Genomic DNA, 21,630 nt, shown 5'->3' on the forward strand with positions numbered 1-21,630 from the left:
AGCGATACCCGCGTCAGAACTTCACGAAACGCGCCGGGCGGCGGTCCCGGTGATCTTCCCCCGGGTACGGCGGAGCCCGCCGGGACCGGCGGGCTCCGCTGCGGATCAGGCGACCTCGCTGCTGCGTTTCCGGGTCCGGTGCAGGCCCAGCATGTCCAGCAGCCGCGCGCAGTCCTCGGGATCCTTGGCCCGCGCCGCGACGGCCAGTGCCGCCTTGCGCCGGGTGCGTTCCTGCTCCGGTGAGTCGCCGTCCTCCAGCAGGAGGTCCGCCACCGGCCGCAGGTCGTTCCGCTTGTCTCGCATCTCGCTCCCCTCCGGCAAACCCCGGTGAACCTGTCGCGGCCGGGCTACCCCGGATCACACCGCGCGACACGGGAGTCACCGGAACAGGCCCCGAAGAGCGCAGGCGTTGGGCCGAACGAGTGAATTTGCCCAGTTTCGGCGCCGGAGACGGCAAGGTAGGTGAGACCCACGTCACAGCAGGAGGCCGGATGGGCACCCAGATCCGCATCAGCCGTGAGGACGGCTTGCCCTGCGAGGTCTGCGGCTTCCCGACCATGCACGTGGCGCAGGTTGTCGCCGACGACGGGACCGTGCTCGGCCGCACGCTGGTCTGCACGACGTGCCAGCGCAGCCGGCACCGCCCGGAGCCGGCGGTCGCGGAGACCGAAGCCCCGCCGGACGAAGTCCCCGCCGGCTGACGGACGCTCGTTTCGCGTACTCAGAGGGTCGGCTCGCGTACCGGAACGGTCGGCTCGCCGTCCGCCCTCTTACGTCGTCGTCGCCACCGCCGCGACGAACTCCGCCGCCACCTCGTGGAGCTTCCGGTTGCCGTCCTGCGACCGCTTCACGAGCCGCTGGAAGGCTTCCTCCGCCGTGATCCGGTGCGCGGCCATCAGGATCCCCTTGGCCTGGTCGATCACCGCGCGGGTCTCCAGCGCCCGGTTGAGCTGGTCGATCAGCTCACGCGCCGCGAAGTACCGCCGCGCGCTGCGCAGGCCGAACACCACCGTCGCCGTGTACAGCTCGAGGATCTTCGTGCCCAGCTCGCTGAAGCCGTGCTCGCCGAACCCGAACAGGTTCACCGCGCCGGACATGTCGCCGTCCACCGTCAGGGGCGCGGCGAGGAAGCTGGCCACGCCCAGCTGCTCGGCCGACGACACGAACTGGGGCCACAGGTCCCCCACCGCGCCGACGCCGACCCGCACCGGCTGCCCGGTCTCGGCCGCGCGCAGGCACGGCCCGTCCCCGATCCGGTACTGCTCGCGGTCGAAGTTCACCGCCCGCTGGTCGGTGCTCGCCACCGTCTCCGGCACGCCTTCGCGAACCAGGGTGATGCTCGCCATGTCGGCCCCCGGCACCACCTGCACGGCGTGGTCGCACACCGCCTGCAACATCTGGCCGAGATCCAGCTCGCTGTCCAGCATCGCGGTCAGCGACTCCATCGCGACTGTGACTTCGTCCAGCCGCGCGGTGAGCTGCTCGTGGCCGCCCGTCATCTGGTGACGCCCCTCATTCTTCTGCTCAGGGCGCTCTGGACCAGGGAGGACCCGGGCGCGCGCCACTAGTGGGCCGCTAGCGCTTTAACGGGTCCAGCGCGACATTACTGCATCCCGGTCGGCCCGGGCACGAGCGGTCACCACCGCGGCGCGCCCACACGCCCGTTCGGAGCAACGACGGTCGCCGGGCCGGCCGGACGCGGTTAGGCTCGGTCGACGGTTCAGCCCAGCAGCCGACCTCAACCCCCGAGAGCGCGGTGCCGCGGCTCCGCGCCGGAACAGGTGGCGAACCGACATGAACCTCCCCCGAGCACGACACCCGGCCCTGCGGCTGCGCACGGCGTGGCCCGCGCCGCACTCGGTCCTCATCACCGCACGAGGCGACCTCGACAGCGCGACGGCCGGCTACCTGGCCGCCCTCGTCTCCGACCGCCTGTGGGCCACCCCGGAGCGCCTCGTCCTCGACCTGTCCGAAGTGGACTTCCTGGGCGTGGCGGGCGTCCGGGTGCTGCTCCACGCGGCGCTGCAGGCCGGCCAGGGCGGGACGGAACTGGTTGTCGTCCCCGGGACGAACCCGGTGGTCGACCGGGCCCTGCGGGTGACCGGTGCCGACCGGCGCGTCACCCTGTCGGCGCCCCGGCCCGAACCCGCGCGCGCCTGACCGGCCCGTCCGCTCGTCAGCGCGCCGAACCCGCCGCGCCCGCGTGCCCTTCCCGCGCGCCGGGGAGATCGCCGTCCCGGGTCTGGGCCCGCTTCGACCGGACGTAGCGCTCCTGCACCAGCCGCTCGACGACTTCGGGGTGGTGCAGCTCGAACGCCGGGCGCTCCGAGCGGATCCGGGGCAGGTCGAGGAAGTTGTGCCGGGGCGGCGGGCAGGTCGTGGCCCATTCGAGGGAGTTGCCGAATCCCCAGGGGTTGTCGACGAGGACCTGCTCGCCGTACCGGTAGCTGCGCACGACGTTCCAGATGAACGGCAGGGTCGACGCGCCCAGGATGAACGCGCCGATCGTGGAGATCGTGTTCAGCAGGGTGAACCCATCCGTGGACAGGTAGTCGGCGTAGCGGCGCGGCATGCCCGTGTCGCCCAGCCAGTGCTGGATCAGGAACGTCGTGTGGAAGCCGATGAACGTCGTCCAGAAGTGCCACTTGCCGAGGCCTTCGTCCAGCATCCGGCCCGTCATCTTCGGGAACCAGAAGTAGATCCCGGCGAAGGTGGCGAACACGATCGTGCCGAACAGCACGTAGTGGAAGTGCGCGACCACGAAGTAGCTGTCGTGCACGTGGAAGTCCAGCGGCGGGGACGCCAGGATGATCCCGGTCAGGCCGCCGAACAGGAACGTCACCATGAACCCGACCGACCACAGCATCGGCGTCTCGAAGCTGAGGTGACCCTTCCACATCGTGCCGATCCAGTTGAAGAACTTGATGCCGGTCGGGACGGCGATGAAGAAGGTCATGATCGAGAAGAAGGGCAGCAGCACCGCGCCGGTGGCGAACATGTGGTGCGCCCACACCACCGCCGACAGCCCGGTGATCGCGACGGTCGCGAACACCATCAGCCGGTAGCCGTACAGCGGTTTCCGGCTGAACACCGGCACGATCTCGGTGATGATCCCGAAGTAGGGCAGCGCGACGATGTAGACCTCGGGGTGGCCGAAGAACCAGAACAGGTGCTGGAACATGATCGCGCCGCCGTTTTCGGGGTCGAACACGTGCGCCCCGAGCCGGCGGTCCGCCTCGAGGCCGAACAGCGCGGCCGTGAGGATCGGGAACGCCAGCAGGATCAGGATGGCGGTGAACAGGATGTTCCAGGTGAACAGGGGCATCCGCCACATCGTCATCCCGGGCGCGCGCAGGCAGACGATCGTGGTGATCATGTTGACCGCGCCGAGGATGGTGCCGAGCCCCGACACGATCAGGCCCATGATCCACAGGTCGCCGCCGATGCCCGGCGAGTGGATGGCGTTCGACAGCGGCGTGTAGGCCGTCCAGCCGAAGTCCGGCGCGCCGCCCGGGGTGGCGAACGAGCTGAGCACGATCAGCCCGCCGAACAGGTAGAGCCAGTAGGCGAACCCGTTGAGCCGCGGGAACGCGACGTCCGGCGCGCCGATCTGCAGCGGCAGGATGTAGTTGGCGAAGCCGAACAGGTTCGGCGTGGCGTAGAGCAGCAGCATGATCGTGCCGTGCATGGTGAACAGCTGGTTGTACTGCTCCGGCGACAGGAACTGCAGCCCCGGCCGCGCCAGCTCGCCGCGCATCAGCAGCGCCATCGCGCCGCCCGCCATGAAGAAGCCGAACGACGTCACCAGGTAGAGCAACCCGATCTGCTTCGGGTCCGTGGTGCGCATCAGGGACAGCAGCGTCCCGCCCTTCGGGCCGCGCCGCGCCACCGCCAACGGCACCGCTCGCAAGGTCGGTGCCGGCTTCACCTCGGTCATCCGCAACTCCCGCCGCTGGCACTGTCCCGTACTGCGCGTATTACTCCTGATGACGCCGGACCGCGTTACCCCGAACGGGTGGTACTACTCCCGCAACGCCGGGAGCAGCTCCTTCTCCGCGAAGTCGAGGAAGCCTTCCTGCTGGTCGCCGCCGATCTGGACCAGGGCGACATCGGTGAAGCCGGCCTTCTCGAACTCGCGCACGGCCGCCACGATCGGTTCGGCGTCCGGGCCGCAGGGGATCGAGCCGGCGACGTCGTCCTCGCGGACGAACTGGGTCGCCCCGGCGAACCCGGCCGGGCCGGGCAGCTCGGCGTTGACCTTCCAGCCGCCCGCGAACCAGCGGAACTGCTCGTGCGCGCGCTTGACGGCCGCGTCGCGGTCGGTGCCCCACGACACCGGCAGCTGCCCGACCTTGCGGGTCGCCGGCCCGGGCCTGGTCGCGTCCCACTCCTGGGCGAGCTCGGCTTTCGGCTCGACGGCGATCATCACGTCGGCCACCGGGGCGAACCGCCTGACCGACTGCGAACCGGACACGGCGACACCGATCGGCGTCCGCTTCTCCGGCAGGTCCCACAGCTTCGCGGAGTCGACGCGGAAGTGCTTGCCCTCGTAGTCGAAGTACCCGCCGTCGAACAGGCCGCCGATGATCTGGACGGCCTCGGCGAGCATGTCGTGCCGGACGTTGGCCGGCGGCCAGCCGCGGCCGACGACGTGCTCGTTGAGGTTCTCGCCGGCGCCGAGCCCGAGGGTGAACCGGCCGCCGGAGAGGGCCTGCACGGTCGCCGCCTTCTGCGCCACCACCGCCGGGTGGTACCGCATGGTCGGGCAGGTCACGTAGGTCATCAGCTCGACGCGGTCGGTGCTCTGGGTGACCGCACCCAGCACGCTCCAGGCGTACGGCGCGTGGCCCTGTTCGTCCAGCCAGGGCGAGTAGTGGTCGCTCATGACCTCGAAGTCGAAGCCGGCCTGCTCCGCACCGGCGGCGAACCGGACCAGTTCGTTCGGCCCGGCCTGCTCGGTCATCAGGGTGTAGCCGATCCGCATCGGCGCCTCCTCTCGATCAGCCCTCCGCGTACCCGGCCGGGGTGCCGGGTAACCGGCGGGTCCGCCACCCGAAGGTGACGTTTACCCGGTGATCGACCGGGTACTCACCGCGCGAGACGAAGGGAGTTGGTCGGTCATGCCCCAGTCGTGGAGCGCCAAGCGCGAACGCCAGTACGAGCACGTCAAGGACTCGGCCGAGGACCGCGGCGCGAGCGGCAAGCGGGCCAAGGAGATCGCGGCCCGCACGGTGAACAAGAACCGCGCGCAGTCGGGTGAGTCGCGGCAGGCCAGCAAGACGTCGGTGAAGGACAAGTCCCCGCAGAAGCGCGGCGGCGAGCGGTCCGGCAACCGGAAGGGCCCCGGCGGGCCGACCAAGGACCAGCTGTACAACGAAGCCAAGAAGAAGAACATCAACGGCCGCTCGACGATGACCAAGAAGGAACTCGAACGGGCGCTGGGCCGGTGACCAAACCCGAAATCCCTGAACACCAAGTGTCAGCTTTCCCCCAGATGGGTAGTACCTCCCGCATGGAAGAAACACGAAGTGGCGGCCCGTACGGCGGCAAGCCGGCCGTCGACGGGCTGCTGGACGAACTGGTGGAGCTGCGGCTGCCCGCCATGGCGGAGCAGATCCCGCTGGTTCGCATGCTCACGCACGGCATGGTTTCGCGCGCCGACTTCGGCCTGGACGCGATCGCCGACGCCAAGATGGCCGTCGACGAGGCGTGTGCCCAGCTCGTGCAGCTGGCCGAGCTCGGCTCGCAGCTGCACTGCCGCTTCCGGCAGGCCCCCGACGGCCTGCACGTCGTCGTTTCGACCCGCTCGACGGACCCGCGGCCGCCGAGCGACCGCACGTTCGGCTGGCACGTCCTGACCACCCTGAGCCGGTCGGTGACCGCGCACTGCGACGTCCTTCCCGGTGGAGGCGCGGGCATCGTCACGATCGAGCTGGTGCTGAACCCGGGAACGAGCGCGTGAGCGGCGAACGGAAAACCCTCCTCCACCGCCCGGACGAATACGCCCACTGCGAACCGCTGTTCGACGAGCTGGGCCGGCTCGACGTCGACGATCCCCGGCGGGAGGTCGTGCGGAGCAAGCTGGTGACCGAGCTGCTGCCGCTGGCCGAACACATCGCGACCCGCTTCTCCGGCCGCGGGGAGCCCCGCGAGGACCTGGTCCAGGTGGCCCGGATCGGCCTGATCAACGCCGTCGACCGGTTCGACCCCGCCCGCGGGCACGACTTCCTGTCGTTCGCGGTGCCGACGATCATGGGCGAGGTCCGGCGGCACTTCCGGGACACCGGCTGGTCCGTCCGCGTCCCGCGGCGGCTCAAGGAGCTGCACCTGTCCCTGAGCCAGGGCTCGGCGGTGCTGTCCCAGCGCCTGGGCCGCGCGCCGACGCCGACGGAGCTGGCCGAGCACCTGAACCTCGACGTCGACGAGGTCCGCGAGGGCCTCCTCGCCGGCAACGCGTACCAGGCGCTGTCGGTCGACAAGCCGGTCCACGACGACGCGGAGGCGCTGTCGCTGGCCGACACGATGGGGGAACCGGACCACGAGATGGCCATGGTGGAGAACCACGAGGCCCTCCAGCCGCTGCTGCAGGAACTGCCGAAGCGGGAGCGCGCGATCCTGGTGATGCGCTTCTTCGGCGGCCTGACCCAGACCCAGATCGCCGACCGCGTCGGCATCTCCCAGATGCACGTCTCCCGCCTGCTGTCGCAGACGCTGGAGCAGCTGCGCGGGAAGCTCACCGGCGAAGGCTGAGCCTGCCGGATCTGTTCTTCACCGCATTCGCGGACCTCGCCGGAGTCGGCCACGTAACCCGTTCGGATGACTTTCGCGCGGGCGCGGGCCGACCCGGCCATCTTTTTCGCCGCCGCTGGGGCCGCGGCGGGGCTGCTAGGGCGCGGCGGGCTGCTGGAGGCGGAGCGGGCTGCTGGGGCGCGGCGGGCTCCTGAGGCTGGGCGAGCTGCTGGGGCCGAGCGGGCTGCTGGGGCGGCGGGCTCCTGAGGCTGGGCGAGCTGCTGGGGCCGAGCGGGCTGCTGGGCGCAGCAGGCCGCTGAGGCTGGGCGAGCTGCTGGGGCCGAGCGGGCTGCTGGGCGCAGCAGGCCGCTGAGGCTGGGCGAGCTGCTGGGGCCGAGCGGGCATGGGGCGCGGCGAGCTGCCGGGGCCGAGCGGGCATGGGGCGCGGCGGGCTGCTGGGGCCGAGCGGGCTGCTGGGCGTGCTTCCGGGGCGGCCTTCCGGGGCGGCGGCCAGCGGCCAAGCTGGGGCAGCCGCTGCGCTGAGGCAACCCGACCGAGGCAACCCGACCGGTGCAACCCGACCGGTGCGTAGTGAAGGGGACCTCCCCGCGAGTCGCGGTGGAAGTCCCCTTCGGCCGGGAACCGGTCGGCTCAGCTCAGCCACCCGGGCCGGTCGCCCTTCCTGAGCCGGTGCCACTCCCCCGCGAACCGCTCCCGCAGCTTCGCCGCCCTCGCCTCGTCCTGGCCGTACAGCAGGCCGAACGTGAACGTGTTCTGGCTCTCCCCGTGCCCGGCGATGGTGAGGTGCCGCAGCACCTCGCGGCCGACCACCGTGTCCTGGTGCTCGCCCAGCGTGCTCTGGACCGCCTTGACGTTCTTCCGCCAGCTCCGCACCTTCTTGCCGTACACCGGCTTCACCGTGTCGGCGGCGTAGCGGGCTCGCTTCGCCTTCTTGCGGACCTCGTGCAGCGCCGGCTCCAGCTCGTCGCCCTCGAGGCCGCGGGACGCCGCTTCGGCGCGGCTCAGCTTCCGCGCCGCCTTGCGCAGCGGCTTGCGCAGGGCCGCCTTCGCGGGCTTGCGCGCCTCCGCCGTGAGGGGCGGCTTCTCGAGCAGCCGGTCCAGCGCCCGCAGCAGCTTCAGGTACCGCTTGCCGGTCAGGGCCTCGATCGCCCGGGCACGCGCCTCCTCGGCCTCCCGGGCGAAGTAGCGGGTCAGGTACTGGCGCAGGGGCCCGAACACCAGCTCCGACGGGACCTCGTCGAGCTGCGTGCGAAGCCGTTCCTCGGTGACTTCGGTGTCGCGAGCGGGCGAGAGCTGCTGTCCGAGCCACTTCAGCTCGGCCGCGAGCGGCGCGGTCGCCTCCTTGTCCACAATGGACCCGAAGGTGCGGAGCGAGCTGCGCAGCTTCCGGATCGCGACGCGCATCTGGTGCACGGAGTCTTCGACGTCCAGCCGCACGCCGACGTCCGCCCGGCGCAGCCGGGCGTAGTGCTCGCGCAGCGACGTCAGCACGACTTCCCCCGCCGACGGCTTCTTCTTGGCCCGCGGCGACGCCGTGACGCGGTCGCCGATGAGGCGGCGCAGCTTCGACGGCCACGGCGACGCCGAGGCCCCGGCTTCGGCCAGGGCGCGGTCGAAGTCCTCGAGCCGGCCGGGGTCGGTTCCGGGGTCGAGCTCCAGCTCCAGCTCGCGCCATTCGTCGAGCGTCGCGGTTTCCCCGCCGGCTTCGCCGGTGACGTGGTTGTCGGTGAGGGTCGCGACCGTCCGGCCGTCGGCGTCGGCCAGCCGGTGGGCGAACCGGTCGGTGCGCAGGTGCGCGATCGGCACCAGCTTCTCCCCCAGCGTGTACGCCCGGACCAGCCGCCGGAGCCGGCCGGGGACCTTGTGGGCGTCGCCGCCCAGCGGGAGCTGGATCTCCTGCCGTTCGTCGGCCGACACCGGCAGTTTGAGGTGCCAGCCCGCGTCGTGGCCGCCGACGCGCCGCCGCAGCGTGATGCCGCTCCTGGCGAGCCGGAACGACTCGGTGTCGTAGTAGGACGCGTCGAGGATCTGCTCGACCGGGTCGTCCTGGGTCTTCACGCCCGCGACGCCGATCAGCCGGGGCACGCCGCTGCCGGCGACGATTTCGTACTTGCGCTCGCGTTCGGTCACCGACGTGGGCGCTGCCATGGGAATCCTCCTCAGGGGCCGGTTCTCCTCACGAAATACCCGGTCGGTGCCAGGTCGACACGGGATTCGGCGGGCGAGCAGCGGGTATCCGATCCGGAAACCGAGCCCGGACCAGGAGCGTGCATGAACGGCAGCCAGCCCGCAACCGACCTGACCACCGTCCTCGCCGGCGACCACCGCGAGCTCGACCGGCTGTGCACCGAGCTGGAGCTCGGCCAGGGCAGCCCGGAGAACCGCAAGGACCTCGCCGACCACCTGATCGCGGAGCTGGTCCGGCACACCGTCGCCGAAGAGCCCTACCTGGACGGTGAGGGCGACCTGGCCGAGGCCGACGGCCTGATGCGGGAGCTGGAGGGCGCGGGACCGCAGGAGACCCGGTTCGAGCGCCTGCTGGGCGGGCTGATCCGCGCCGTCCGGCGGCACGTCCGCGAGGAGGGCCCCGCGGCCGTGCGCCAGGTCCGGCTGACCTGCTCCCCGGAGCGGCGCGCCGAGCTGGGCAAGGAGGTCCTCGAAATCCGGGACGCCGCGGCGTCGCTGCCGCACCCCGATCTGGCCGACCGGATGCCGCAGGCGGACCAGCTGTGGCCGGGCCCCGGCTTCGTCGACCGGGCGCGGGCCGCCCTGCGTGCGCCGGACGGGGGTACGGACTCGCCCGGTTGACGAACGAGCGGGCACCGATATCGGGTTGAATGGAAGGTCCAGCACCCGATCGAAGACAGCGAGGACGAATGAGCGTCGGCGAAGACGAGTGGGCCCGGGAACGGGCCTGGTTCGGGCCGGACGGTGAGCAGGCACCGGGACCCCTGGTGCGGCAGTTCGCCGATCTCACGCGGACCCTGCTCGACGTGACGCCGACCGTGGGCGGGGTGCTCAAGCTCGTCGTCGGCGCCGCGACCGCGCTCATCCCGGACGCGGACCTGGTCAGCGTCACCCTGCGCGACCCCGGCGGCGCGTTCCACACGCCGGTCGAGACGGACCCGGTCGCCGTGCACCTCGACCAGGTCCAGTACGACCACGGCGAAGGCCCCTGCGTCGAGGCGGCCCGCCCGGACGGGCCGGCCATCGGCTGGTCGCAGGACGTCGGGCACGACCCGCGCTGGCCGTCGTTCGGCCCGGCCGCCGCCCGGTACGGCTACCACTCGGTGCTGGCCACGGCCCTGCTGCCGGACGCCCGCCCGCCGCGGCTCTCGGGCGCGCTGAACATCTACTCGAGGCGCCCGGGCGCGTTCGACGCCCGGGCGGTCGACAGCGCGCTCCTGCTGGCCTCGCACGCGTCCCTCGCGCTGGCCCACACGCAGGCCGTGGCCTCGGCCGAGCTGGAGGCGGCGCACCTGCGCCGCGCGGTCGACAGCCGCGACGTCATCGGCCAGGCGAAGGGCATCCTGATGCAGCGCCGCGGCATCTCGGCCGACGAGGCCTTCGACGTCCTGCGCCGCGCGTCCCAGGAGATGAACGTCAAGCTCGCCGACCTGGCGAAGGCGCTCGCCGCGCAGCACACCGCGGTGGACCTGCCGGCCGCCGAGGCCTGAGCTCACCGGATACGCCGAGGGCGGCACTCCTGGGGAAAGTGCCGCCCTCGGTTGCCTCCGTCCCCGTTGTTACGGGGCCGAGTACGGGGACCGGTTCTCCAGCGACGGGCTGGCGGTCGGATACGGGCCTTCCTGCCCCGGCACCGGGGTGACCGACGGGCCCGGCTGCTCCGGCACCGCCGGCCGCCGTCCGCCGCGCTGGACGACCGCCTCGACCTCCTGCTCACCGCGGATGCGGGCGAGGATGCCGAGGGTGATCGCGTGGGCCAGGGCGAGGATCAGCAGCAGCACGCCGAGCCGCCCGACCACGCCCGGCAGGTCGCTGCTCCCCATGTTGATGGTCGAGATCAGCGCCAGCACCCCCAGCGTCGCCAGGTGGAACAGCACCGTGACCAGGCGGGTCATGGAAGCTCCGGCCGCCGGGTCGCCGTAGGAGTTCTCCAGGTACCGGCGACCGCTGCGGTAGATGACTTGCCCGTCTATCAGGACCAGCGCCACTCCGATCGCGAGAAACGACAGATACGCGTTGGTGGTCATGCCGGACGCTCCTTCCTGGGGGACCTACCCGGAAGAGGTACCCCTCAGGTTGCGCAGGGAAACGCCGCGGTCACCCCGTGAAAGTGTCCGGGTCCGGCCCGGTGCGGCGGTCGTCGTCGAGCTTGCCGATCGCCGCCATGTCCTCGTCGTCGAGGTCGAAACCGAACACGTCGATGTTCTCCCGGATCCGGCCGGGCGAGGACGACTTGGGGAACACGATGTTCCCGAGCCGGAGGTGCCAGCGCAGCACGACCTGCGCGGCCGTCCGCCCGTGCTTCTCCGCGAGCCCGGTGAGCACCGGGTCCTCGAGGACCTCGGCCTGCGCCAGCGGGCTCCACGCCTCGGTGGCGATGCCGTGCTCCCGGTGGTACGCGCGCAGCCCGGGCTGCTGCAGCGCCGGGTGCAGCTCGATCTGGTTGACCGCGGGCACGGTGCCGGTTTCGTCGGCCAGCCGGTCGAGGTGGGCGGGCTGGAAGTTGGACACCCCGATCGCGCGGGCCTTGCCCGCCCGCAGGAGGTCCTCGAAGCCCTGCCACGTCCGGACGTAGTTGTCCTTGTGCGGCAGGGGCCAGTGGATCAGGTAGAGGTCGACGTAGTCGAAGCCGAGACGCCGCAGGCTGCCCTCCAGCGCGGTGATCGCGTTGTCGTGCCCGTGCGCGTCGTTCGCCAGCTTCGTGGTGACGAACACGTCTTCGCGCGCCAGGCCCGACTCGGTGACGCCGGCGCCGACCCCCGCCTCGTTCCGGTACATCTGCGCCGTGTCGATGTGGCGGTAGCCCGCCTCCAGCGCCGTGCGCACCGCCTGGGCGGTCTCCTCGGGCGGGATCTGGAACACGCCGAACCCGAACTGCGGGATCCGCACGCCGTTGTTCAGTTCCACGGTGGGAACGTCGGCTGTGGTGGTCGTCATGGGTGCGGCCTACCCGAGGGCCGGAGACGCGAAACGCGGCGGGGCGAGATCCACTCGCCCCGCCGCGCCGCTGTGCCCGATCGGGTTACCGTCCCGGACGGTCCACGTCACCGCGCCAGGCGCCGGTCTCCCGGCCGCGCTGTTCGATGAACTCCTTGAACCGCTTGAGATCGCCCTTCACCCGGCGGTCGAGGACGCCGAGCTTGTCGGCGACGTTCTCGGCGAAGCCCTCCGGGTCGATGTCCATCTGGGCGGTCACCCGGGTGTGCGAGTCGTCCAGCCGGTGGAAGGTGATCACGCCGGCGTGGTCGGGCCCGGAGTCGGACGTCCAGGCGACCCGCTCGTCGGGGTGCTGTTCGGTGATCGTCGCGTCGAATTCGCGCGTCACGCCACCGAACTTCGTCACCCAGTGGGTGTGGGTGGCGTCCGTCTGGCGGATCTGCTCGACGCCCTCCATGAACTTCGGGAACTCCTCGAACTGCGTCCACTGGTTGTACGCGGTCGAAACGGGGACTTCCACGTCCACGATTTCGGTGATCGTGCTCATGCACTCCTCCTCGTCGGTGGTCGGGATCTTCGGCTACCCGGTGCCGCGGCCGTCAAACCCGCCGTGATTGACCTCGGGCGGAGCCGGGTACACGGCGGCCAGGTAAGGAGGTGTTCCGTGATCGAAGAGGCGAACAAGAAACCGGCGGCCGACCGCTCGGTCGGTGAACTGGTGACGGACCTCACCGACGAGGTGAAGCGGCTCGTCCGGGACGAGATGCGGCTCGCGGTCTTCGAACTGCAGCGCAAGGGCAAGAAGATGGGCCTCGGCGCCGGGTTGTTCGGCGCGGCGGGCCTGTTCGCGCTGCTGGGCGCCGGCACGCTGGTCGCGGCCGCCGTGCTGGCGCTCGCGCTGGTCGTGCCCGGCTGGCTCGCCGCGGTGATCGTCGCGGTGGTGCTGTTCCTGATCGCCGGGATCGCCGCGCTGGTCGGCAAGAACGAGGTCACCCAGGGGGTGCCGCCGGTACCCGAAGAAGCGATCTCCGGTGTCCGCGAAGACGTCGAGACCGTGAAACAGGGAGTGCGCACATGAGCGAGGACTTCCCGAAGAACGCCGAGGAAGCGAGGCTCGACCGGGACACCACCCGGGAAGAGCTCACCGAGACCCTGGAAGCGCTCGGGCAGAAGCTCGACGTGAAGACCCGGGTCAAGGAGAACGTCGACGAAAAGCTCGACAAGGCGACGGCGAAGGTCGCCGACGTGACGAACGCGCCGACCGCGGTGAAGTTCCGCCAGGGCGCCGACGTCGTCCGGAGCAACCCGCTGCCGGTCTTCGCCGGCGTGCTGGGCCTGCTGATCGTGATCCGCCTGATCCTGCGACGGAGGAACGACTCGTGAACAAGGTCCTGTACAAGCCGCTGAGCTGGGTCGTCGGCGCGCTGGGCGGGGTACTCGCCGGCCAGGCCTTCAAGCAGGTCTGGAAGCGCGTGGCCGGCGAGGAAGACGCGCCCGGCGCCACCGACCGCGACTACACCTGGCGTCAGGTGCTCGTCGCGGCGGCGGTGCAGGGCGCCATCTTCGCCGCGGTCAAGGCCGCGACCGAGCGGGCGGGTGCCATCGGCTACCAGAAGGCGACCGGCGACTGGCCGGACGACGACTGACCACAGTGGACGGCGGGAGGCGTGACGGGGTCACGCCTCCCGGCCGGGCTCGGACACCACGCCGGGGGCCAGTGCGGCGAGTGCCGCCCCGACGCCGGGGTGGATCTTCAGCACCAGGTCGGCCCCGGTGGCTTCGAGCGAGCGGGTCACCGCGTGGCCGCCGAGGACGACGGCGAGTTCGGTGCGGGCGTTCGCGGTGAGCAGCGACCGGACCCCGGCGCAGCTCAGGAACGCGACCCGGCTCAGGTCGGCGACCTGCCGGTCACTCGGGGCGAGGGCGTTGTCGAGCGTTCCGACCGTCGCGGCGTCGATATCGCCCACCAAGGTGTGAACGCGAATCCCGTTCGTTCTTTCGTTCGTGGTGACGGTCAACCCGGACGGTTCGTGCATCGTGCGGAACCAGTCGTCCATGGCGCTCCCTTTCTCAGCGTACAGGGGCGCTGACCGGAGCACGTGTCTGAACAACAGCCAACACCCCTGACCGTACGCCACTGGACCGGAAGGTCAACCCCGTGGGTTTCCCCGCCCCGGCCTCGGGTAATCGGCCGGAGACGGATATCCGCCCCGGAAGGAGATCCATGCGTGTCGTGATCGTCGGCGGCGGCTTCGCCGGTTACCACGCGGCGAAAAGCCTGCGGAAGGAAACCGGCGAGGACGTGGAAATCGTCGTGCTCAATCCGACGGACTATTTCCTCTACCTGCCGCTGCTGCCGGAGGTGGCGGCCGGGATCCTCGACCCGCGGCGGGTGACGGTGTCGATCCCCGAGACACTGCCGGGGGTCCGCCTCCTGCTCGGCGTCGCGACCGGGATCGACTTCGACGCTCGCGACGTCACCTACACCGACCCCGAGGACCGGGAGCACCGGATCCGCTACGACCGGCTGGTGCTCGCCGCGGGCAGCGTCAACAAGCTGCTGCCGATCCCGGGGGTGCCGGAGTACGCGCACGGGTTCCGGGGCGTGCCGGAAGCGCTCTACCTGCGTGACCACATCACCCGGCAGATCGAACTGGCCGCGATGGCCGAAGACCCCGCCGAACGCGAAGCGCGCTGCACGTTCGTGGTCGTCGGTGCCGGCTACACCGGCACCGAGGTGGCCGCGCAGGGCCCCGCGTTCACCGAGGCGCTGGCCGCGCGCCACCCCGAGCTCGCCGGGCAGAAGATCCGCTGGCTGCTGCTCGACGTCGCCGAGCGGGTGCTGCCCGAGCTCGACAAGCGGCTCGCCAGGACCGCCGACGCGGTGCTGCGCTCGCGCGGGATCGAAGTGCTGATGAAGACGTCCGTGGACCAGGCCGACGACAAGGGCGTCACGCTGACGAACGGCGAACCGGTGCCGACCCGCACGCTCGTGTGGTGCGTCGGCGTGCGGCCGGACCCGCTGGTGGCCGAGCTCGGCCTGGAGACGGCGAAGGGCAGGCTCGTGGTCACCGAGCAGCTGAACGTGCCGGGCCGCGACGACGTCTTCGCCTGCGGCGACGCCGCCGCGGTGCCCGACCTGACCCGCCCCGGCCAGTACACCGCGATGACCGCCCAGCACGCCGAGCGGCAGGGCAAGCTCGCCGGGCGCAACGTCGCGGCGTCGCTGGGGCACGGCCGCCCCGGCACCTACCGGCACCACGACCTCGGCTTCGTCGTCGACCTGGGCGCCGGCGCCGCCGCGGCGAACCCCCTGCACATCCCGCTGTCCGGGCTGCCGGCGAAGGCCGTGACGCGGGGCTACCACCTCATGGCGATGCCGGGGAACCGGGTGCGCACGGCCGCCGACTGGGCCCTCGAGAAGCTGACCGGCCGCCAGACCGTCCAATTGGGACTCGTCCGCTCCGGCGCCGTGCCGCTCGACACGGACACCCCGGAACTCCCCCGCCGCTGAAAGGAAGACCGCATGCCCGCCGAACCCGAACCCGTCCGTTCCGAAGGCCCGTCCGTGGTGACCGCCGGCGATCCGTCCGGCGCCAAGGTGATCGTCCTCGACCCCGCGGGCGCCGCGAAGCACGACGAGCTGCCCGCGACCTGGCGGGATCTCGCCGGGCAGCGCGGCGTCTTCTGGTGCCGGGTCCCCGCCGGCGGTGCCCTCACCGAGGCCGACGACCTCCTCGGCGACCAGGGCCCCGGTGACCCGGAGATCGCCGTCGTGGCGAGCGGGCCGTTCGCGGCGGAAGCCCTCCAGCTCGTCGAACGCCACCCGGGCGCGGCCACCCACCTGCTCCTGGTCGACCCGGCGTCGGACGCCTTCCTCGGGTCCGGCGACGCGGCGAAGGCCAACGACGCCTGGCTGGCCGAGCACGACGACGTCGTCGGCAAGCTGCGCGAGGCGGGCACGGACGTGCGGGTGATCGCCTCGAGCAGCGAGGGGCCCGAGGACCGCGTGCCGCCGCCGCTGCCCCTCGGCCACCCGGACGTGGTGGCGGCGGTCCGGGCCGCGCTCGGCAACGTTTAGCCCGCCGAAGCCGGCGCGGACGGCCGCGCATGAGCGGAACAGTCGCGACCCGGGCGAAGGTCGCGGTGCTGGACCTCCGGGAAGGCTCGGCGCCCTGCTGCGGCACTCCTGGCGCGAGTTCGGAAGGCCACCTCGAGGACTCGGAGTCCGTCGAGGTGGCCTTCCCGCGTTCAGTCGTCGTCGAAGACGGACAGGGCCTGGCGGCGGTGCAGCAGCTCGACGGCCGCGTCCAGCCGGCGTTCGAGCTCCTTGAGCCGGGCGCGCTCGTCCGGGGTGAGGCCGCCGTGGTGCAGCGCAGCCGTGCGCAGCCGGTGTTCTTCGTCGATCAGGTCGGCGATGCGGTCGGTGATTTCGTGCCCTGGCATGGGAAATCCCCTTCGACTCCGGATGCCCGCGAGCTTACGCCCCGCGAATGGTCCCGCCAGGGGTGATCGACTGGACGCCGAAGGTGATCGGCCCGGTCGGGTCCGCCGGACGCCGCATCGGGCGGGCGGCGAGGCACCGGAACGGGTGGCGTCCTCACCGGCCCTTCCCGCAAGTTCCGGAGCCTGACGCCGCTGAACCGAAGCCCGCTCACGGCCTTCCGGCCGAGGCGAGCTCCACGAACGCCTTCACCACCGGCGACACCGCCGCGGCGCGCCAGGCCAGGCCCAGGTCGATCCGCGGGACCGGCTCCTCCAGCCGCCGCAGCACCACGCCGCGGCGGCGGAGGGCGCGGGCCCGGTGCTCCGGGACCGCCGCGAGGCCCGCGCCCTCCGCTACCGCGCGCATCAGCTGCTCGTCCTCGGGTTCTTCGCGCACGATCGGCGGTACCCCGCCCGGCCACACCTGGCCGCTGATCGCGTCGTACTGGCCCGGGCCGTTCTCCCGGGGCCAGAACACCACCGGTTCGCCGGCGATCCAGGCCCGCCGCACCCGGCCGCGGCGGCGGGCGAGCGCGTGATCCGACGGCAGCGCGATCAGCACCTCCTCCGACCCCACCACGGCGACCTCCACGCCCGGGGCCGTCACCGGCGGCCGCACGAACCCGACGTCGATCTCGCCCGCCGCGAGCCGGGCCAGGTTCAAGCTGGTCCAGCCCGTCTCCAGGGCGAGTTCGACGTCCGGGTACCGCGAGCGGTACGCCGCGACCAGGTCACCGGCCCGCGGGCCGGGCGCCGACCGGGTGTAGGCGATCCGCAGCCGTCCGGCGTCGCCGCGGCCGGCCGCGGCGATCACGCCCCGCGCCCGGTCCAGGCGGTCGAGCAGCTCCCGCGCCTCCCCGGCGGCGACGCGCCCCGCCTCCGTCAGCGCGAAGCGCGGGCCCGACCGGTCGAGGAGCGCGACCCCGAGTTCGGCTTCGAACGCGCGGATCTGCTGGCTCAGCGACGGTTGCGACACGAACAGCCGGGCGGCAGCCTTCGTGAAGTGCATTTCTTCGGCGAGCACGGCGAAGTAGTGCCAGCGGCGAAGATCCATCCAGGCATTATAGGGCGGTCCTATGATTTCATCGGGACGAAGTCTTGGACCGGCCGCCCCGCGCGCTGCTGTCCTGGGACCATGACCACGACCAGCGCTCCCCTGACCCGCACCGACCGCAGGCTGCTCGCCCTCGCCGCCGCGGCCGAGCGGCGGCTCGTCGATCCGATGGCCGGGTTCGTCGACCTCGCCGGGCTCCGCACGGCCGTCGAAGAGCTCACCGAGGCGTTCGCCCCGCTCGGGCGCGTCCAGCACACGGTCGCCGTCAAGGCGTGCGGCCTGGCCCCGCTCCTGCGGTTCCTCGGCGACCTCGGGGTCGACGCCGAGGTCGCGAGCCCCGGCGAGACGGCGGTCGCCGAGGCCGCCGGGCTCCGCGGCCCGCGGCTGGTGCTCGACTCCCCCGCGAAGACCCCCGCCGAACTCGCGCACGCGCTGGCCGAGGGCACCGCGGTCAACGCCGACAACTTCCAGGAGCTGGCCCGGCTCGACCGGCTGGTCGGCGCGACGCCGCCGCGTTCGGTGCTGGGTGTGCGGATCAACCCGCAGGTCGGGGCGGGCCGGATCGGCGACACGAGCACCGCCACGGCGGCGTCGAAGTTCGGCATCCCGGTGCGGGACCACGGGAACCGGGGGCTGCTGCTCGAGGCCTTCGCGCACCGGCCGTGGCTGACCCGCCTGCACGTCCACGTCGGCTCGCAGGGCTGCCCGCCCGGCCTGATGGCCGAAGGCGTCGCCGCGGCGCACGCGCTCGCCGAGGAGATCAACGCCGAAGCCGGGTACCGGCAGGTGACCAGCATCGACCTCGGCGGCGGGCTGCCGGTCAACTTCGCCTCCGACGACCCGGGCCCGACCTACGGCGACTACGTCGCGACCCTGCTCGCGCGGGTCCCGGCGCTCGCCGACGGCCGGTACTCCTACGTCACCGAGTTCGGCCGGTCCCTGCTGGCGAAGAGCGGTTTCCTCGTCAGCACCGTCGAATACACGAAGGTGGCGGGCGGCAGGCACATCGCCGTGACGCACGCGGGCGCCCAGGTCGCGGCCCGCACGGTGCTCCAGCCGGAGCACTGGCCGCTGCGGATCAGCGCGCTCGACGCGTCGGGCACGCCGAAGACCGGACCCGCCGTGCCACAGGACATCGCCGGGCCGCTCTGCTTCGCCGGCGACCTCCTCGCGCGGGAACGGCCGCTGCCGCTGCTGGAACCGGGCGACCTCGTCGTCGCCCACGACACCGGCGCGTACTACTTCGGCGCGCACTACGCGTACAACACGCTGCCGCGCCCGGCCGTGCACGGGTTCACCGTGTCGGGCCGCGGCGAGGTGGAGTTCACGCCGATCCGCCGTGCGCAGACCGTCGCCGAGCTGGTCGCGGACGCGGGCGCCGAATACGTCGGAGCGCTCCCGGAAGCATGATCACCGGCGTACGATCCGGCCACGCTGAGGGGAGACTGCCATGGGGGACGGTCGGGAACTACCGCGGTTCGCCGCGTTGCCGGTAGGGATTGTCGTCGCCGCGCAGGCGGTGATCCTGACCGCGCTGTCCGGCCGTTACGGTTTCCACCGCGACGAGCTGTACTTCGTCGCGGCGGGCCACCGGCCGGACTGGGGCTACGTCGACAACCCGCCGATCACGCCGTGGCTCGCCCGCGCGTCGACAGCGCTGTTCGGCGAAACACCGAGTGGCCTGCGCGTGGTCGCGACCCTGCTGGGCATGGCGACGGTCGTGGTCGTCGCGCTGATCGCCCGCGAGTTCGGCGGCGGCCGCGGCGTCCAGCTGGGCACCGCGGTCGCGACGGCGCTGTCGGCGTACGTCCTGGTCGTGGCGCACATGCTGGCCACCAACTCCGCGGACGTGCTGCTGTGGTCGCTGATCACGCTCTTCGGCCTGCGGTTGCTGCGGACCGGCGACGGCCGGTGGTGGCTCGCGGTCGGTGCCGCGGCCGGGCTCGGCCTGGCGAACAAGTGGCTGGTCCTGCTCCTGCTGTCCGGGCTCGGCCTCGGCGTGCTCGTCGCCGGGCCGCGCCGCGTGTTCCGGACCTGGTGGCTCGCGGCCGGCGCCGGGATCGCCGTCGTGCTGGCCGCGCCGGTCGTGGTCTGGCAGGCGTCGCACGGCTTCCCGATGCTCACCGTCGCCGGCGGGATCAGCGAGGACGACGGCGCGGAGAACCGCGTCCTGTTCGTGCCGATGCAGCTGGTCTACCTCTCCCCCGTGCTGGTCCCGGTGTGGATCGCCGGGCTCCTGCGGCCGTGGCGCGAACCCGGTCTGCGCTGGGCCCGCGCCCTGGCGATCGCCTACCCGGTCGTCTGCGCGGAACTGCTCGTGCTGGGCGGGAAGCCGTACTACTCGGTGCCGTTGCTGCTGCCGCTCGTGGCGCTGGGGGCGGAGCCGGTGCTGCGGTGGCTGAGCCGGGGCCGGGTGACGCGGCGGGTGCTCACCGGCGCGGCGGCCGCGGTGTGCGTCGCCGTGTCCGTCCTCATCGGACTCCCGGTGGTACCGCCCTCGGCGCTGAACGGCGTCCTGCTGGCGATGAACAAGGAACCGGGCGAGCAGATCGGCTGGCCCCAGCTCACCGGCACCGTCGCGGACGCGTGGGCCCGGATCCCGGCCACCGAGCGGGACACCGCGGTGATCGTCGCCGGGAACTACGGGGAAGCGGGCGCGCTGGAGCACTACGGGCCCGCGCGCGGGCTGCCCCGGCCGTACTCGCCGCACATGTCCTACGCCGACTGGGGACCGCCGCCGGACCGGCTGGTCGGCCCGGTGCTGCTCGTCGGGGGCTTCGAGCGCGGCTCACCCGCGTCGCGGCTGATCACGGGCTGCCGCGTGGTGGCCAAGAACCGCACGGCCGACGGCGTCGACAACGACGAAAACGGCACCGTGCTCTCCCTGTGCACCCTGACCGAGCCGTGGTCGACCGCGTGGCCGAAGCTGCGTCAGTTCTACTGAACGGTTTGCCCGGTTCGCGCTACCCTCGGGCGCATGGTGGCGACGCGCACGGCAGTGGTCGTGGTGGGGGCGGGCCCCGCCGGGTTGACGGTGGCGAACCTCCTGCGGCGCGCGGGGATCGGCTGCGTGCTGCTGGAGGAACAGAGCCGGGCGTTCATCGAACAGCGGCCGCGGGCCGGCTTCATCGAGGAGTGGGCGGTCCGCGGGCTCGAACAGCGCGGCCTCGGCGAGCAGCTCGTCGCGAAGGCGCCGCGGCACGAGAAGTTCGAGTTCCGGTTCGCCGGGCGGCGGCACGTCTTCCGCTACGGCGACGTCACCGGGCAGCGGCATTTCGTGTACCCGCAACAACTCCTGGTGACCGATCTGGTCGCGCAGTACACCGACGCCGGCGGCGAAGCGGTGTTCGAGGTGTCGGACGTGGAATTGCACGACCTGGCTTCGGACTCCCCCGCCGTGACGTTCCGGACCGCCGGGGGCGCGCACCGGATCGACTGCGACTTCATCGCCGGCTGCGACGGCGCCCGCGGCGTCTCCCAGCGGTGTTTCCCGCCGGAATCCACGATCCGAGCCCATCACGACTACGGAATCGGCTGGCTGGCCCTGCTCGCGGAGGCGCCGCCGTCCGCCGACGGCGTGCTGTTCGGCATCCACCCGCGGGGGTTCGCCGCGCACATGGCGCGCACGCCGGCCGTGACGCGCTTCTACCTGCAGACCGCGCCGGGCGAGACGGAAGCCGACTGGCCGGACGAGCGCGTCTGGCAGGAGCTGCACGCGCGGCTGGCGGTGCCGGACGGCCCGATCATCGAAGGGAAGCTGTTCGAAAAGCGGATCCTCGACATGCACAACTACGTCGTGGAGCCGATGTCGCACGGCCGGCTGCACCTCGCGGGCGAGTCGGCGCACCTGGTCGCGCCGATCGCGGCGAAGGGCATGAACCTCGCCCTGCACGACGCCTTCCTGCTGACCGACGCGCTGGCGGCGCACTACGCGGGCGACCCGGCGCCGCTGGCCGGCTACTCCGACGCGTGCCTGCCGCTGGTGTGGCAGTACCAGGAGTTCTCCCAGTGGCTGTCGGACATCTTCCACCACACCGCGGCCGCGGGCGAGAACCCGTTCCAGGCGCGCATCGCGGAGGCCCGGATGCGCCGGTTGCTGGGTTCGCCCGCGGCCGCGGCGGCGTTCGCGGAGCTCTACATCGGCAAGAACGCCGATCTCTGACCGGCGGCTGACGCTGTCAAGAAGAACAAGACTGCACTTTTCGCGAAATCGCGCG

General features: G+C 72.1%; 26 protein-coding genes. 15 read left to right on the forward strand and 11 right to left on the reverse strand.

Features of this window, described 5'->3' with window-relative positions; genetic code table 11:
* Positions 1–105 precede the first annotated feature (105 nt).
* Entirely contained in the window at positions 106–303 is a 198-nt protein-coding gene (locus ACH54P_RS07075) for a hypothetical protein (RefSeq protein ID WP_489911518.1), read from the reverse strand.
* A gap of 188 nt (positions 304–491) precedes the next feature.
* Between ACH54P_RS07075 and ACH54P_RS07080 the strand changes: the two genes are divergently transcribed.
* Complete coding sequence (locus tag ACH54P_RS07080) at positions 492–701, forward strand: hypothetical protein (protein ID WP_489911519.1); 210 nt, start codon at positions 492–494, stop codon at positions 699–701.
* A 69-nt stretch (positions 702–770) separates the two neighbouring features.
* Here the strand turns inward: ACH54P_RS07080 and ACH54P_RS07085 are convergent, their stop codons facing one another.
* Positions 771–1,499 (reverse strand): ANTAR domain-containing protein, encoded by a 729-nt coding sequence (locus ACH54P_RS07085; protein WP_489911520.1) that lies wholly within the window; start codon positions 1,497–1,499, stop codon positions 771–773.
* Between the two features lie 295 nt (positions 1,500–1,794).
* On the opposite strand from ACH54P_RS07085, the gene ACH54P_RS07090 reads away from it, so the two are divergent.
* Positions 1,795–2,160, forward strand: coding sequence for an STAS domain-containing protein (locus ACH54P_RS07090; protein WP_489911521.1), 366 nt, complete (start codon positions 1,795–1,797; stop codon positions 2,158–2,160).
* A 16-nt stretch (positions 2,161–2,176) separates the two neighbouring features.
* Here ACH54P_RS07090 and ctaD read toward each other — a convergent pair whose 3' ends face one another.
* Complete coding sequence (gene ctaD / locus ACH54P_RS07095; RefSeq protein ID WP_489911522.1) at positions 2,177–3,937, reverse strand: aa3-type cytochrome oxidase subunit I; 1,761 nt, start codon at positions 3,935–3,937, stop codon at positions 2,177–2,179.
* An 84-nt stretch (positions 3,938–4,021) separates the two neighbouring features.
* A complete protein-coding gene (locus tag ACH54P_RS07100; protein WP_489911523.1) occupies positions 4,022–4,984 on the reverse strand; it encodes an LLM class F420-dependent oxidoreductase in 963 nt (320 codons plus the stop codon).
* A 136-nt stretch (positions 4,985–5,120) separates the two neighbouring features.
* Between ACH54P_RS07100 and ACH54P_RS07105 the strand changes: the two genes are divergently transcribed.
* The 3 genes from ACH54P_RS07105 to ACH54P_RS07115 all read left to right on the forward strand — a co-directional run bounded on the left by ACH54P_RS07105 (position 5,121) and on the right by ACH54P_RS07115 (position 6,750).
* Positions 5,121–5,450, forward strand: coding sequence for a plasmid stabilization protein (locus ACH54P_RS07105; protein ID WP_489911524.1), 330 nt, complete (start codon positions 5,121–5,123; stop codon positions 5,448–5,450).
* A 62-nt stretch (positions 5,451–5,512) separates the two neighbouring features.
* The gene (locus tag ACH54P_RS07110; RefSeq protein ID WP_465451484.1) at positions 5,513–5,962 is read left to right on the forward strand and encodes an ATP-binding protein; all 450 of its coding nucleotides are present in this window, start codon (positions 5,513–5,515) and stop codon (positions 5,960–5,962) included.
* The gene (locus ACH54P_RS07115) at positions 5,959–6,750 is read left to right on the forward strand and encodes a SigB/SigF/SigG family RNA polymerase sigma factor (RefSeq protein ID WP_489911525.1); all 792 of its coding nucleotides are present in this window, start codon (positions 5,959–5,961) and stop codon (positions 6,748–6,750) included. The genes ACH54P_RS07110 and ACH54P_RS07115 overlap by 4 nt, the downstream gene beginning before the upstream one ends.
* Before the next feature lie 630 nt (positions 6,751–7,380).
* Here the strand turns inward: ACH54P_RS07115 and ACH54P_RS07120 are convergent.
* A complete protein-coding gene (locus tag ACH54P_RS07120; protein WP_489911527.1) occupies positions 7,381–8,898 on the reverse strand; it encodes a CYTH and CHAD domain-containing protein in 1,518 nt (505 codons plus the stop codon).
* Positions 8,899–9,021: 123 nt separating this feature from the next.
* Between ACH54P_RS07120 and ACH54P_RS07125 the strand changes: the two genes are divergently transcribed.
* Positions 9,022–9,558 carry a hemerythrin domain-containing protein gene (locus ACH54P_RS07125; RefSeq protein ID WP_489911528.1) on the forward strand — a complete coding sequence of 179 codons (537 nt, stop codon included), beginning with the start codon at positions 9,022–9,024 and terminating at the stop codon, positions 9,556–9,558.
* 68 nt (positions 9,559–9,626) lie between these two features.
* Positions 9,627–10,427, forward strand: coding sequence for an ANTAR domain-containing protein (locus ACH54P_RS07130; protein WP_489911529.1), 801 nt, complete (start codon positions 9,627–9,629; stop codon positions 10,425–10,427).
* A gap of 69 nt (positions 10,428–10,496) precedes the next feature.
* Here the strand turns inward: ACH54P_RS07130 and ACH54P_RS07135 are convergent, their stop codons facing one another.
* The 3 genes from ACH54P_RS07135 to ACH54P_RS07145 form a co-directional block, all read right to left on the reverse strand.
* Positions 10,497–10,964 carry a hypothetical protein gene (locus tag ACH54P_RS07135; protein ID WP_489911530.1) on the reverse strand — a complete coding sequence of 156 codons (468 nt, stop codon included), beginning with the start codon at positions 10,962–10,964 and terminating at the stop codon, positions 10,497–10,499.
* A 70-nt stretch (positions 10,965–11,034) separates the two neighbouring features.
* Entirely contained in the window at positions 11,035–11,874 is an 840-nt protein-coding gene (locus ACH54P_RS07140) for an aldo/keto reductase (protein ID WP_489911531.1), read from the reverse strand.
* Between the two features lie 85 nt (positions 11,875–11,959).
* Entirely contained in the window at positions 11,960–12,421 is a 462-nt protein-coding gene (locus ACH54P_RS07145; protein ID WP_489911532.1) for an SRPBCC family protein, read from the reverse strand.
* Between the two features lie 117 nt (positions 12,422–12,538).
* Between ACH54P_RS07145 and ACH54P_RS07150 the strand changes: the two genes are divergently transcribed.
* From ACH54P_RS07150 to ACH54P_RS07160, 3 genes are read left to right on the forward strand one after another with little or no spacing between them, the layout of a single operon-like run.
* Positions 12,539–12,952 (forward strand): phage holin family protein, encoded by a 414-nt coding sequence (locus ACH54P_RS07150; RefSeq protein ID WP_489911533.1) that lies wholly within the window; start codon positions 12,539–12,541, stop codon positions 12,950–12,952.
* Entirely contained in the window at positions 12,949–13,257 is a 309-nt protein-coding gene (locus ACH54P_RS07155; protein WP_489911534.1) for a DUF3618 domain-containing protein, read from the forward strand. Before ACH54P_RS07150 ends, ACH54P_RS07155 begins: the two co-directional genes overlap by 4 nt.
* Positions 13,254–13,520: a DUF4235 domain-containing protein gene (locus tag ACH54P_RS07160; protein ID WP_489911535.1), complete on the forward strand. Its 267-nt coding sequence runs from the start codon at positions 13,254–13,256 to the stop codon at positions 13,518–13,520. Before ACH54P_RS07155 ends, ACH54P_RS07160 begins: the two co-directional genes overlap by 4 nt.
* A 30-nt stretch (positions 13,521–13,550) precedes the next feature.
* Here the strand turns inward: ACH54P_RS07160 and ACH54P_RS07165 are convergent, their stop codons facing one another.
* Positions 13,551–13,931: an STAS domain-containing protein gene (locus ACH54P_RS07165; RefSeq protein WP_489911536.1), complete on the reverse strand. Its 381-nt coding sequence runs from the start codon at positions 13,929–13,931 to the stop codon at positions 13,551–13,553.
* A gap of 167 nt (positions 13,932–14,098) precedes the next feature.
* On the opposite strand from ACH54P_RS07165, the gene ACH54P_RS07170 reads away from it, so the two are divergent.
* Together ACH54P_RS07170 and ACH54P_RS07175 are read left to right on the forward strand one after the other, a co-directional pair.
* Positions 14,099–15,388, forward strand: a complete 1,290-nt coding sequence (locus ACH54P_RS07170) for an NAD(P)/FAD-dependent oxidoreductase (RefSeq protein WP_489911537.1) — start codon at positions 14,099–14,101, stop codon at positions 15,386–15,388.
* 12 nt (positions 15,389–15,400) lie between these two features.
* A complete protein-coding gene (locus tag ACH54P_RS07175) occupies positions 15,401–15,955 on the forward strand; it encodes a hypothetical protein (protein WP_489911538.1) in 555 nt (184 codons plus the stop codon).
* Positions 15,956–16,125: 170 nt separating this feature from the next.
* Here the strand turns inward: ACH54P_RS07175 and ACH54P_RS07180 are convergent, their stop codons facing one another.
* Positions 16,126–16,320 (reverse strand): DUF2630 family protein, encoded by a 195-nt coding sequence (locus ACH54P_RS07180; RefSeq protein WP_489911539.1) that lies wholly within the window; start codon positions 16,318–16,320, stop codon positions 16,126–16,128.
* Between the two features lie 208 nt (positions 16,321–16,528).
* Entirely contained in the window at positions 16,529–17,413 is an 885-nt protein-coding gene (locus tag ACH54P_RS07185) for a LysR family transcriptional regulator (RefSeq protein WP_489911540.1), read from the reverse strand.
* 81 nt (positions 17,414–17,494) lie between these two features.
* Here ACH54P_RS07185 and ACH54P_RS07190 point away from each other — a divergent pair, with 81 nt between their 5' ends.
* The 3 genes from ACH54P_RS07190 to ACH54P_RS07200 are packed head-to-tail and all read left to right on the forward strand — an operon-like array spanning position 17,495 to position 21,575.
* A complete protein-coding gene (locus ACH54P_RS07190) occupies positions 17,495–18,823 on the forward strand; it encodes a type III PLP-dependent enzyme domain-containing protein (RefSeq protein ID WP_489911541.1) in 1,329 nt (442 codons plus the stop codon).
* A gap of 40 nt (positions 18,824–18,863) precedes the next feature.
* The gene (locus tag ACH54P_RS07195; RefSeq protein ID WP_489911542.1) at positions 18,864–20,357 is read left to right on the forward strand and encodes an ArnT family glycosyltransferase; all 1,494 of its coding nucleotides are present in this window, start codon (positions 18,864–18,866) and stop codon (positions 20,355–20,357) included.
* Between the two features lie 33 nt (positions 20,358–20,390).
* Positions 20,391–21,575: a 4-hydroxybenzoate 3-monooxygenase gene (locus ACH54P_RS07200; RefSeq protein ID WP_489911543.1), complete on the forward strand. Its 1,185-nt coding sequence runs from the start codon at positions 20,391–20,393 to the stop codon at positions 21,573–21,575.
* Positions 21,576–21,630: the final 55 nt, after the last annotated feature.

The sequence above is a fragment of the Amycolatopsis sp. N2S4-7 genome (genome assembly GCF_058119595.1).

Coding starts and splice junctions, on each gene's coding strand:
- ACH54P_RS07090 (WP_489911521.1), top strand. CDS start 1,795: ATGAACCTCCCCCGAGCACGACACCCGGCCCTGCGGCTGCGCACGGCG.
- ACH54P_RS07125 (WP_489911528.1), top strand. CDS start 9,022: ATGAACGGCAGCCAGCCCGCAACCGACCTGACCACCGTCCTCGCCGGC.
- ACH54P_RS07085 (WP_489911520.1), bottom strand. CDS start 1,499: ATGACGGGCGGCCACGAGCAGCTCACCGCGCGGCTGGACGAAGTCACA.
- ACH54P_RS07180 (WP_489911539.1), bottom strand. CDS start 16,320: ATGCCAGGGCACGAAATCACCGACCGCATCGCCGACCTGATCGACGAA.
- ACH54P_RS07190 (WP_489911541.1), top strand. CDS start 17,495: ATGACCACGACCAGCGCTCCCCTGACCCGCACCGACCGCAGGCTGCTC.
- ACH54P_RS07200 (WP_489911543.1), top strand. CDS start 20,391: ATGGTGGCGACGCGCACGGCAGTGGTCGTGGTGGGGGCGGGCCCCGCC.
- ACH54P_RS07140 (WP_489911531.1), bottom strand. CDS start 11,874: ATGACGACCACCACAGCCGACGTTCCCACCGTGGAACTGAACAACGGC.
- ACH54P_RS07170 (WP_489911537.1), top strand. CDS start 14,099: ATGCGTGTCGTGATCGTCGGCGGCGGCTTCGCCGGTTACCACGCGGCG.
- ACH54P_RS07130 (WP_489911529.1), top strand. CDS start 9,627: ATGAGCGTCGGCGAAGACGAGTGGGCCCGGGAACGGGCCTGGTTCGGG.
- ACH54P_RS07110 (WP_465451484.1), top strand. CDS start 5,513: ATGGAAGAAACACGAAGTGGCGGCCCGTACGGCGGCAAGCCGGCCGTC.
- ACH54P_RS07185 (WP_489911540.1), bottom strand. CDS start 17,413: ATGGATCTTCGCCGCTGGCACTACTTCGCCGTGCTCGCCGAAGAAATG.
- ACH54P_RS07175 (WP_489911538.1), top strand. CDS start 15,401: ATGCCCGCCGAACCCGAACCCGTCCGTTCCGAAGGCCCGTCCGTGGTG.
- ACH54P_RS07145 (WP_489911532.1), bottom strand. CDS start 12,421: ATGAGCACGATCACCGAAATCGTGGACGTGGAAGTCCCCGTTTCGACC.
- ACH54P_RS07075 (WP_489911518.1), bottom strand. CDS start 303: ATGCGAGACAAGCGGAACGACCTGCGGCCGGTGGCGGACCTCCTGCTG.
- ACH54P_RS07165 (WP_489911536.1), bottom strand. CDS start 13,931: ATGGACGACTGGTTCCGCACGATGCACGAACCGTCCGGGTTGACCGTC.
- ctaD (WP_489911522.1), bottom strand. CDS start 3,937: ATGACCGAGGTGAAGCCGGCACCGACCTTGCGAGCGGTGCCGTTGGCG.
- ACH54P_RS07105 (WP_489911524.1), top strand. CDS start 5,121: ATGCCCCAGTCGTGGAGCGCCAAGCGCGAACGCCAGTACGAGCACGTC.
- ACH54P_RS07155 (WP_489911534.1), top strand. CDS start 12,949: ATGAGCGAGGACTTCCCGAAGAACGCCGAGGAAGCGAGGCTCGACCGG.
- ACH54P_RS07100 (WP_489911523.1), bottom strand. CDS start 4,984: ATGCGGATCGGCTACACCCTGATGACCGAGCAGGCCGGGCCGAACGAA.
- ACH54P_RS07080 (WP_489911519.1), top strand. CDS start 492: ATGGGCACCCAGATCCGCATCAGCCGTGAGGACGGCTTGCCCTGCGAG.
- ACH54P_RS07120 (WP_489911527.1), bottom strand. CDS start 8,898: ATGGCAGCGCCCACGTCGGTGACCGAACGCGAGCGCAAGTACGAAATC.
- ACH54P_RS07135 (WP_489911530.1), bottom strand. CDS start 10,964: ATGACCACCAACGCGTATCTGTCGTTTCTCGCGATCGGAGTGGCGCTG.
- ACH54P_RS07195 (WP_489911542.1), top strand. CDS start 18,864: ATGGGGGACGGTCGGGAACTACCGCGGTTCGCCGCGTTGCCGGTAGGG.